Source organism: Erwinia persicina NBRC 102418 (genome assembly GCF_001571305.1).
In the GTDB taxonomy this organism is placed as follows: Bacteria; Pseudomonadota; Gammaproteobacteria; order Enterobacterales; family Enterobacteriaceae; genus Erwinia; species Erwinia persicina.
This window is the reverse complement of the sequence record NZ_BCTN01000004.1, coordinates 16672-26537: the sequence shown is the minus strand read 5'-3', so window position 1 is coordinate 26537 and position 9866 is coordinate 16672. Positions and strand designations below refer to the sequence as shown.

10 protein-coding genes are annotated in these 9866 nt (G+C 52.9%); 8 read left to right on the top strand and 2 right to left on the bottom strand.

Annotation, left to right across the window (positions count from 1 at the left end; translation table 11 throughout):
- The first annotated feature begins 65 nt into the window (after positions 1-65).
- Positions 66-380, top strand: coding sequence for a flagellar hook-basal body complex protein FliE (fliE, locus tag EPE01S_RS05955; protein WP_062743691.1), 315 nt, complete (start codon positions 66-68; stop codon positions 378-380).
- Between the two features lie 481 nt (positions 381-861).
- A complete protein-coding gene (locus tag EPE01S_RS05945) occupies positions 862-1818 on the top strand; it encodes a chemotaxis protein (protein WP_062743689.1) in 957 nt (318 codons plus the stop codon).
- Between the two features lie 900 nt (positions 1819-2718).
- On the opposite strand, the gene EPE01S_RS05935 is transcribed toward EPE01S_RS05945, so the two are convergent.
- Positions 2719-3288: a helix-turn-helix domain-containing protein gene (locus EPE01S_RS05935; protein WP_240343603.1), complete on the bottom strand. Its 570-nt coding sequence runs from the start codon at positions 3286-3288 to the stop codon at positions 2719-2721.
- A 522-nt stretch (positions 3289-3810) separates the two neighbouring features.
- Between EPE01S_RS05935 and EPE01S_RS05930 the strand changes: the two genes are divergently transcribed.
- The 6 genes from EPE01S_RS05930 (at position 3811) to EPE01S_RS05905 (ending at position 7911) form a co-directional block, all read left to right on the top strand.
- Positions 3811-4182 carry an antiterminator Q family protein gene (locus EPE01S_RS05930; protein ID WP_062743888.1) on the top strand — a complete coding sequence of 124 codons (372 nt, stop codon included), beginning with the start codon at positions 3811-3813 and terminating at the stop codon, positions 4180-4182.
- A 209-nt stretch (positions 4183-4391) separates the two neighbouring features.
- Positions 4392-4859 (top strand): glycoside hydrolase family protein, encoded by a 468-nt coding sequence (locus EPE01S_RS05925; protein ID WP_062743687.1) that lies wholly within the window; start codon positions 4392-4394, stop codon positions 4857-4859.
- Positions 4860-4879: 20 nt separating this feature from the next.
- A complete protein-coding gene (locus EPE01S_RS05920) occupies positions 4880-5203 on the top strand; it encodes a DUF7940 domain-containing protein (RefSeq protein ID WP_194716092.1) in 324 nt (107 codons plus the stop codon).
- Positions 5200-5496 (top strand): hypothetical protein, encoded by a 297-nt coding sequence (locus EPE01S_RS05915; protein ID WP_062743685.1) that lies wholly within the window; start codon positions 5200-5202, stop codon positions 5494-5496. The genes EPE01S_RS05920 and EPE01S_RS05915 overlap by 4 nt, the downstream gene beginning before the upstream one ends.
- 269 nt (positions 5497-5765) lie before the next feature.
- On the top strand, positions 5766-7514 hold the full coding sequence (locus tag EPE01S_RS05910; RefSeq protein ID WP_062743684.1) for a putative phage tail protein: 1749 nt from the start codon (positions 5766-5768) through the stop codon (positions 7512-7514).
- 133 nt (positions 7515-7647) lie between these two features.
- On the top strand, positions 7648-7911 hold the full coding sequence (locus EPE01S_RS05905) for a hypothetical protein (protein ID WP_062743683.1): 264 nt from the start codon (positions 7648-7650) through the stop codon (positions 7909-7911).
- A 58-nt stretch (positions 7912-7969) separates the two neighbouring features.
- On the opposite strand, the gene EPE01S_RS05900 is transcribed toward EPE01S_RS05905, so the two are convergent.
- Positions 7970-9364 carry a GGDEF domain-containing protein gene (locus EPE01S_RS05900; protein ID WP_062743682.1) on the bottom strand — a complete coding sequence of 465 codons (1395 nt, stop codon included), beginning with the start codon at positions 9362-9364 and terminating at the stop codon, positions 7970-7972.
- Between the last annotated feature and the right edge of the window lie 502 nt (positions 9365-9866).

The window sequence follows — 9866 nt, the reverse complement described above, 5'->3', positions numbered from 1 at the left end:
CTTATTGACATTGTGTTAAGTTTGTCAGCAATCGTAATCACTACATCGTTCGTTCGGGGGAATTCATGGCTATTCAGGGTATTGAAGGTGTAATGCAGGCACTGCAGACCACGGCAATGCAGGCGGCGGGTGGCAAAGGCGCGGACAGTGCGTCAACGGCAGATTTTGGTGCAGAGCTGAAAGCCGCGCTGAACAAGATCAGCGAAGTCCAGACGGAATCACGTGCCCAGGCACAGGATTTCCAGATGGGTAAAGAGGGGGTTTCGCTGAATGACGTCATGGTCGATATGCAGAAGTCCAGCGTCTCTATGCAAATGGGGATTCAGGTGCGTAACAAGCTGGTCAGTGCGTACAGCGACATCATGAACATGCAGGTGTAGAAATCATAACCTACTAAAATTAACAGGTAGGTTGCTATCCCGTGTGACTCTGGGGCATCAGTGGGGCAAACTCGTAAGCTGTCGGGTTCATCAGGCTTAATCGCGCATCATCGTTTTCAGCCTCCACGCCCCATAACCCGGGGAAACTGCCTGACGTCAGCATGGCGTAACGGGCTATTCTGACCGAATGACTTTTTCTCATTCCTGTCAGGGCGATCTGATATCGAAGAACAGCACGCAGCCTCAAGCCGCCAACCCTTTCACCATCCGTGCCCGTCCTGGTCGGAGTGACGTTTTTTGCCAGATTAAGGCTAACGCCAATTTCCCTCATCATGCTGTGCACATTTATCTCCCCCGGTCACAAATCCTGCAAAATGCCCCTGTATTTTTCCCTGCCACTGCCGATAACTTTCAACAGCGTTCCTGAGCGCGTGCTGTCCCGCGCCGGCTGATAACAATGAATCATCACCTTGAGGTAGACATGGATAACTTTCAAAAAGAGATAGACGAGAGAGCGAATCTCGCATTATCGAACAAGTTCGAACTTTTGTTATTCCGTCTGGGGTCTGCTCATCAGGAAGATAAGCCCGAGTTATTCGGCATTAACGTATTCAAGCTGCGTGAAATTGTGCCGATGACCACCATTACCCGCGCAGCAGGTATGAAGTCACCCCTGCTTGGTATGGCCAATATCCGCGGCCAGCTGATCCCGGTCATCGACCTGCCAGCAGTGGCAGGTTGTACGCCGACTACCGGGCTGAATCTGCTGCTGGTCACTGAGTATGCCCGCAGCACGCAGGCGTTTGCTGTGGAGTCTGTGGACGATATTGTTCGTCTGGACTGGAGCCAGGTCCATGCGGCGGAGTCCGGCGTCAGCACGCGCAACATTACCAGTATCGCCTGCCTTGATAACGACAACAACATGGCGATGGTGCTGGACGTTGAGCAGATCCTGCATGATGTCATTCCTTCTGTTCGCGAAGTGAAAGAAGATGACATCAAGGTGAAAACCTTCAAGCTGAAGCCGGGGGCGATTGCTATTGTAGCGGAAGACTCGAAGGTGGCTCGACAGATGCTGGAGCAGGGGTTGAAAGCCATGGGCATCCCGGCAGAGATGCACACTACGGGCCTGGAAGCGTGGGAAAAAATTAAAAAACTCTATCGTGAAGCGCAGGAGGAGGGCATCTCCATCCATGACAAAATTGCGCTGGTGTTAACCGACCTTGAAATGCCGGAGATGGATGGCTTTACGCTGACCCGTAATATCAAAAGCGATCACAACCTGAAAGGGTTGCCGGTGGTCATCCATTCTTCTCTTTCAGGAAGTGCTAACGAAGACCACGTGCGCAAGGTCGGCGCGAACGGTTATGTGGCAAAATTTGAGATTAGTCAGCTTTCAGCGGTGATCCATCAGGTGCTGGAAGACGCGGTGTACTGATTATTTTTAGCAGGGCGGGGAGGCCAGCAGCAGGCTCCCCTCCCTGCTCTGAAAGCGTACCCCCCTCTATCCGGGGGTGATATGTCTGTAACCCGTCTGTAAAATCCTGCAGTGACAGCAGGCATCGCTTCAGGGAAATTATCGCACTCCCGGACGGCCGTTTCTTCATCAGCGCATAGCGATTACCCCAATCTGCCGTATCACCAGACTGAATCTCTCACCTGCTTTCTACGCTTCCTTGATGATCTTCATTGCCGCCCGGCAAAATGAGCAGGCCGTCCGGTTATGCGTAGCGGGTAGGTCGCAGTGAGGGCAGCGGTTTCCCTCTGCACATGTCCTGCGCATTTTCTGGCTTAACGTCACCCCGGGTTGTTCACTCAGCAGTGCCCCGATTTTCCGCAGCAGCTTTTTTTCACGCTGTCGGGCGGCAACGACTTCCGCTCGTCGTGCTTTATAACGGCTGCGACAGGTCCCGAAGGGGGCCGCCGTTTTCCAGAATATTGTTGCCATAAAAACCTCCGTGACAGGAAGCAGCGATCTGATCCCCGGTGGGTGATGGGGAGCGTCCCCTAAGCACTGCTGATGTTTTATGTCTTTAAAAACGATAGCCAGGGTTATTATCAATATCAATGGTTATGAGTTAAATAACCTGTGCTATCGTTGCATTGTATTGAAAACGTTGATTTTAAATATTTTATTGTCATTAATTGTCAGTTTAATGGCGAAGATGTCAAAAGCTTTACTAATCTATTCAGTTATATCGATAGACGAACACTGTCAGGGTCATGATGTGAGGGCGTTGATGGTTTACCGCGAGGAAAAACTGATGGTATCTGTGTTGTTCAGGGTGTCTGGCGGTCACTACGAGGAGACGATCCTGCCGGAGCAGGATGTCAGTGATTACCGCCGTAAATCGCGGATCAGGAAGATAGCGACGCCAATAAGCAGGACGTCACCGGACAGTTCTACAGCGGGCAGTCGGGGGTCGTCGACGGTTAAAAAACCGTTGGAAGGGCCTTCAAGATAACGGTAAACGGAGAGGCGGCCATTCACCAGAGCAATGACTAAATCTCCAGATTCAACTGGTACATCGCAGTCGATAATCACGATGCTGCCAGCGGTGGCTTCTGCGCAACCGCTGTTGCGGTCAAGGACATAGGCTCGCCAGCTTTTTTTCGCCTTAACGCCGTTAGGGACGCTAACCTGTTCACTGGTTTTTCCGCCCGCATCCCAGAGGGGCACTGTAGTGCCACTTTTCACTTTATCTGCGGGGCCTGAAACCACCGTCCCACGCATCTCGCCCGTGCCGTTAGCCAGCCATTCCACGTTGATATCCAGCGCCCTGGCAATATCCACCAGCTTGCGGGACCCCTCAGCCTCACCTTTCGTCAAGCGCCATATTGTAGGCTGTGACACGCCCGATGCTTTGGCCAGAGCACCTTGTGTAATTCCCATCATGGTCATCGCCATGTTTAGCCGCCAGGCAAGTGTATTCGGTTTCATATACCAGAATTTATAGCGACGCGTATTTTTCGTCAAACACGCTTTGCTATTATTTTTTGTAATAACATTTGCTATTAATTATGTTTAATCTATACCTATTAGTATTGATTCGATTTCTCATCCTGCCGAAAACCGTGAGGTCGTCTGGTGTGAAAGGGGGCAGGGTGTGTTGCGAATGGCCCTGAACTCCCCTTCATTTGACGCAGGATCAGGGCCATTTTAAATGCGATATTTAACGATAGTGTGGCAGTGGAAGGCCCTGCCTGCCTTGTCCTGGCGAAATTATTTCACCGCTCTTTATCAATCAGGCCGTCCAGCCTAATCGCTGGCTCACTTTTCAGGGGGGGATGTACGCCCTCCAGACGAACGTCAGGTGACGCTATTCACTCGCTGCCAGCTTTCATCAGGCAGTCAGTGTCGTGGTGTTAACTGATGAAACAGGCTGGCAACGCGTCAGTGCGGATCCTGATCAATACAGAGGAGCAGATAATGCGAGATATCAAAATGCTACTGGAGCGCTGGGGAGGGTGGGCGGCGGCAGGTCAGCATGGGCTGGGTTACGCATCGGTTGCTGCCGGTTTCAGGGGGCTGGTCCATGCCCGTGGTGTGAAACGTCCCGTCTGTAGCGATAACGACGGTATGATCCTCGACGGCTGTATCAGCAGGCTGATGAAGGTGAATAAAGAACAGCACGATATTCTGGTCGCCCATTACCTCTATCAAATTTCCCTGCGATCGATTGCCCGCCGCCGCCGCTGCGCGGATGGCACCGTGCGTAAACAAATTCAGACGGCTGAAGGATTTGTCTGTGGCGTATTAAGCGCGCTGGAGTGCCGGCTTGAGTGTGAAATAACTGACTGAAGGTGAGTGAATAAGCACAGTTTGAAGGCAAGCGAAAAAATAATATCCCTCTATGTATTGCGTACGCATTTTCTGATCCACACTGTTAATATTCCAGTTTTTAATTCCTCTTATTTATTTTCTTTTTACTGAAAATGTCTTTAATAACGGCTGTTATTCAGCCGGGTGCGTCAGCACGCTTTTTTAATTCTCTGTCAGCGAGGTGAGCCGTGAGTAAAATTATTCAGATTCTGCTGTTTGAAGAAGGCTATAAAGAGCGCCCTTACCGCGATACGGAAGGTTTTCCAACGGTGGGCTGCGGAATAAAGATCGGGCCTGCCGGTGCCGCACTCAATAATTATCTCTTCGCTGTACCACGAAAGGTCGGAGAGGTCTGGATGCAGGCCCTGCTGGATCGCCAGAATGACGAGATGCTCAGGCAACCCGCGATTCAGGCTGCGCTGCGGCAGTGCAGCCCGCCGCGTGCTGATGTGCTGTACAGCATGGCCTATCAATTGGGTACCCAGGGCCTGTCTGCTTTTAAACAGACCCTGCAAAGGGTGGCCGACGGAGATTTTGCCGGTGCAGCCGAATCGATGCTCGACAGTCTGTGGGCACGACAAACGCCCGGGCGGGCACGGCGTCATGCTGAAGTGATGCGCAGTGGAACCTATAAAAGCTATCAGGAGGTCCTGTGAAATTTACCCTTTTTGTCGTGCTGGTGGCGGCGGTGTCACTGGTTATCGGCCTGTTAGCGCGGTCTGGGCGTGTGGCGCTGGTGGATCATGCGCGACTGCTGGTGAAAACCTGGTCAGTCTGGCTGGCGTCAGGAGGATCGGCACTCACCGCGTGGGTTCAGTCGTTTCCTGATGCCGCACTGAATGCCTGGGTGGCGCTGCCGGAGGACGTGAAATCCTGTCTGCCGCACAACTTTCTCGGGATGATCGGTGCCTTTATGGTCGCGATGGCGGTCATGGCGCAGTTTATTCGCCAGAAAAAACTTAACGATCAGCGTGATGAGTTAAACGGAGGCAAGCTATGAGCACATTTCTTTTTTTACTGAACGGCGGCTGGCAGGCCCTGCTGGCGGTGGGGGGACTATTGGTAGCGTTGGGTGCCGCCTGGTTCGGCGGTAAACAGGTGGGAAAAGCCCGTCAACAGGCGCAGGTCGCGGCGGCAGAAAACAAAGTCACGCAAATGGCTGCCGTGGCAAAAAAACAGGCGGATAACAGTGAGGAGGCAAAAAATGTGCAAACGGCTAACGCTGTCCTTAATGATGCTGACGCTCGTCGTAAGTTGCAGCAGTCACGATTCAACGTCGACGGGCGGCAGTGAATTAATGACGGATTCGTCCTGTACTCTTTTTTCTCCCCTCTACACACACGGGCAGGATGCACAGTTAATGGATATTCGCACCGTCAGGCAGATTAATATTCATAACGATCTTTGGTCATCGCTGTGTGAGGGTAATAAAAAATAAACCCTATGAATAAATTAAATTAAGGAGGTGTCAGGCCGTTCGTTGTGTCATGTCTCTTTCCCTCAATTCCCTTTATTAATCCTGAATAAGGCGGCTGACGTCTGCACGCTGCCCGGAGGTTATTATGATTGAAGTTAACTCTTTTGCTGAATTACGAACCACCGCGCCGGTTAAAGCGGGAGATTTTGCCCTGCTGAAGCGTTATTACGATAAAGACTCCACGTTTCGCGGTGGCGGCACATTCGTCGGTTTTATCACCACCGCATTGCCGGTCGATGACGGCGGCACGTATGCGGTAGGGGCGGGTTTCTTCTGGAAACGGGTGGTGAACAGTCTTGACGAGCTGAATATCTATCACTTCGGTGGTAAGGGCGATGGTGTCACCGATGACAGCGGAGCCTTTAAACTGATGCTGAACTGGGCACAGACGGTAAACACCAGCAGCCGCAATCTGGGGGTGCGCTTCCCCGGTGGTAAGTTCCTTATCAATCCGATTGACCTCTCCGCCAGTGAGATCCCCTGCTTCTATCTCTACGGGGATGACAATCCTCAGGGAGGGATGCCGCGAACGACGATTGTATCGAATAAATCATCCTCGCCGGTGTTCAGGGTCAACGCCCGGCGGACGACCATCAAGGGTATTAGCTGGAATGGCCAGGCATCGGCGGATATCACGGCGAATAAAGGGGCGATCACCGCCGAGATGTGCACGAACCAGCAGCCTTTTTTTGAAAATATCATGGTCGCGGGGCAGACCGTGTTGATCACCTGCTTCCGCGTGCAGAATAACGGGGGGACGGCGATCAAATTACTGGATACGCTGGACAGCAAGTTCGATCAAATCTATTCCATTAATACCTATGCACGGGTGTTTGATATCGGCTGGTCCGATACGGTGAAGGGGGTCTGGGACCACTCCACCGCCATTGAGCTATCGAACGCTAACTTCCAGAGCGGTTACGGTGACGCCACGCTGATGATGCCGCGGGTCACCCAGGGGTTAATCAGTAATGTCTGGATTGAACATACCCGCAACCCCGGTGATCTCAGCAACGGGCAGTGGCTGGTGGAGGCATTAAGTCTGGAAAACTGTGTTAACCCGCTGAATATGGATAACGCCCGTATGCAGATCCGCCAGCTTAACCTGCAGGCAGGCGCGACGGTTAGCCTTAATACGGCCCCGGGGCGCTGGCTTTCTGGCTATGAAACCGGCTGGCGTCGGGATGAGAGCTTCGGCACGCAGATGTCCGGTACCCTGCGCGTCGGCTGGCACAGCGGGTATAAAATTAATAACACCTCCACCAGCGACAAATGGTACAAACTGGGCAAGGTGTTTATGCCTCGTGACAACCAGCAATGGGTCATTGAAATGGTGAGTAAAGTGTCTAACGATGCCGTCACCGGCACGGCGGGCAACCCGGTCAGCGCGGTTTCATCCGGTACCAGCTATCTGGGGATCTCACGCTGTGCAACGGCAATTTATGGTGATATCCGCCATCATGGCTCACCGGCGGTGCTGGATATTAAATTCAATCGCATAGGCACCACGACCTCGGAGATCTGGGTAAAACTGAAGGCCGCCAGCGGCGACACGATGTTTAACCTCAAGTCTACCGGTCCTACGCGTTTTGAGTCCGGGGAGTGCTCCCTGTTCACACCGGATCTGAACGAAGTCACCGACCTCACGACGATAGGGACGGTGTCGCCTGCTGCAAGGATGAGCCTGCACAATGGGCTGGCGGGGGTGGGGGCCAATGAGAAAGGGGTGCTGACGGTGGCGACCACTGACGCAGTTCCCCCCATAACGACGACCGCTGTCGGCTATATCACCGTTAACGTTAACGGCACGGACAGAAAAATTGCTTACTATTAATCAATCACTTAAGGCCGGGGAAACCCGGCTTTTTTTTGTCGTTTCCACCGCGAGGGAAAAGGATTGTGAACTTTCACCGCGTCGCCCGGTCACAAAAGGGGTAGGCTTCTTTTAATGACGAAAGGAAATATCCATGAGTGATAACGAAAGCAAATCGCAGACTGAACACTTACGTGACGTGACTTCGCAGCTAAAAGAAATGCGCCATTACGCTCAGAGTAATACTGAAACGCTGTCCGCACAGTGGCTGGCGTTCGATCAGGGGGAGTACAAAGACGCGGGCTTTGCAGAGAAAATTAATCAGTTACTGACTCAGCAAGGTGGCCTGCTGGATGAGCTTGATACCGCCATCCAGGATTTTGAAATCGAAGCTAACCGCATCGAAAACGAAGCCTGACGCTTCAGGGCCGGCCTCTCCGGTCGGCCCCGGCCTGAACAGGCCATGCCTTATTTTCCTACAGTACAAACTCCGGGCGAACCTGATTTCGCCCGCTGCTTTTGGCGATGTACAACTGCTCATCGGCGCGGGTAATTGACTCATCCAGGCTGTTGACGTTGTTGATATTCAGCGCACTGATGCCAATGCTCACCGTGACGCTGAGGTTGTTACCGTTCAGCATAATAATATTTTCTTCGATGCTGTGACGCAGGCGATTCGCTAACAAAAAGGCGCGCGGCTGAGAAATTCCCTCTATTAAAACCAGAAATTCTTCTCCCCCCATCCGGCACAACATCGCTGACGGCGGCAGACGCTGACGAATGCATTCCACCGTTTTTTCCAGAACATAGTCGCCGCTGGCGTGACCGTAGGTATCATTGATGCTCTTAAACCGATCGATATCAATGACGAAAACGGCACCGAAAAAGCCCTGAGGCCGGTGGCGCGGAGTCACCAGCGTCTCCAGTCTGGATGACAGCCCGCTGCGCGTCAGCGCGCCGGTGAGAAAATCATAGTCGGCACGTTTGGTAATGCGCGCCACCAGTTTTCTGTTAGACGCGGTGCTCAGTGCCACAATCAGCGGGCTGATGAGCATCGCGGCCACGCCCAGTCGGGCAGATGACAGGCTGTCGATGCGGAACAGATCGTCCTTGCCCTGAATGTTCAGCACGTTGCCCGCCACGAGGATAATCTCGCTGATGCCGGTCACCAGCGTCAGGAAACAGGTGATAAACAGGGGATAGCTGATAGCGCACCACAGCAGGGCCGGTAAAGGGAAGAGCAGGCTGCCACCGCCGCCTACCCAGATGCCCGTGACAGTGGTGAGCACCAGCGCAATGACCGGCAGCACCGTGCTGTCGCGCAGGGCAGACGCCAGCTGTGCCAGCTCATCGCGACGGGGCAGGCTGATCACCAGCGGCAACAGCAGAATAGAGGTGGACATCTGTTCTGAGAACCAGGAGAACCAGGCGTTAAACAGCTCATCTTCAAAGTAGCGTTCACTGACCATGGCGCCTGCCAGCGCACACACTGCCGCTCCCAGCAGTGAGGCCGGAAAAACATGCAGCAACGCCTGCAGGCGGCGGGGGTGTCCGCGCGAAAAATGATCACTCAGCAACGCCCAGCGGGCGGTAGCAATAAACAGGATATTGGCGGCATCAAGGCCCATGGCAACAAACACGGGCGTATCATAGAGCACATCGGCGCTCCACATTCCCAGAAAGAGCACGACCAGCGTGCTGGGTTTGTCCAGCGAAGGAAAACGAATCAGCAGGCCAAGAAGGATGGCGTTACTGGGCCAGAACAGTGACAGTGAGGCAAAATGGCGCGACGCCAGCCCGATGGTTGACAGCAGCATGGCAAGGGCGAATAAGATGATGACCCGGTTAACATTATATTTATAGTTTGGCATCTTTAAGCTCAGGACGATGAAAACGGGTCACTCACGAGACAGTCAGGTTGACAGGCTGATTTTGGTTGATAACAGATCGATATCAGGGGGTTGGTGCAAAATGACGCACACAACATACGTGACAACCCGGGTGAAAGCAATTTATTCGGATTATTCCTAGGTGCAAGGATAAGCCGTGTGAATCGGGTGAACATTGGCTTTCACGGGTGTCGCAAATTCAGTTAAGGAAAACTAATCGTTTTCACCTGCATGACCGTTATATGTTGCCACGTATAGCGTAAAAGTGAGCCGTTATCGAATAGAAAATCACACTTCTGATGGGTTTGGGAAAAATCCTGGTCTTGCTAACTCACTGACCGTAATCATAAAACCCCCTGTTTTACGGCGTAAAAGTCTGCCAGACGTAACGCAGCGCCGGTGCACCATCGCGTTTAGCCGGGCTAATGAAGGCTCAGGAAACCCGCTTCTGCGCAGGCGATAAGGACGGGGGCCGGGGGATAAA

Coding starts and splice junctions, on each gene's coding strand:
- fliE (WP_062743691.1), top strand. CDS start 66: ATGGCTATTCAGGGTATTGAAGGTGTAATGCAGGCACTGCAGACCACG.
- EPE01S_RS05945 (WP_062743689.1), top strand. CDS start 862: ATGGATAACTTTCAAAAAGAGATAGACGAGAGAGCGAATCTCGCATTA.
- EPE01S_RS05935 (WP_240343603.1), bottom strand. CDS start 3,288: ATGGCGATGACCATGATGGGAATTACACAAGGTGCTCTGGCCAAAGCA.
- EPE01S_RS05930 (WP_062743888.1), top strand. CDS start 3,811: ATGCGAGATATCAAAATGCTACTGGAGCGCTGGGGAGGGTGGGCGGCG.
- EPE01S_RS05915 (WP_062743685.1), top strand. CDS start 5,200: ATGAGCACATTTCTTTTTTTACTGAACGGCGGCTGGCAGGCCCTGCTG.
- EPE01S_RS05910 (WP_062743684.1), top strand. CDS start 5,766: ATGATTGAAGTTAACTCTTTTGCTGAATTACGAACCACCGCGCCGGTT.
- EPE01S_RS05905 (WP_062743683.1), top strand. CDS start 7,648: ATGAGTGATAACGAAAGCAAATCGCAGACTGAACACTTACGTGACGTG.
- EPE01S_RS05900 (WP_062743682.1), bottom strand. CDS start 9,364: ATGCCAAACTATAAATATAATGTTAACCGGGTCATCATCTTATTCGCC.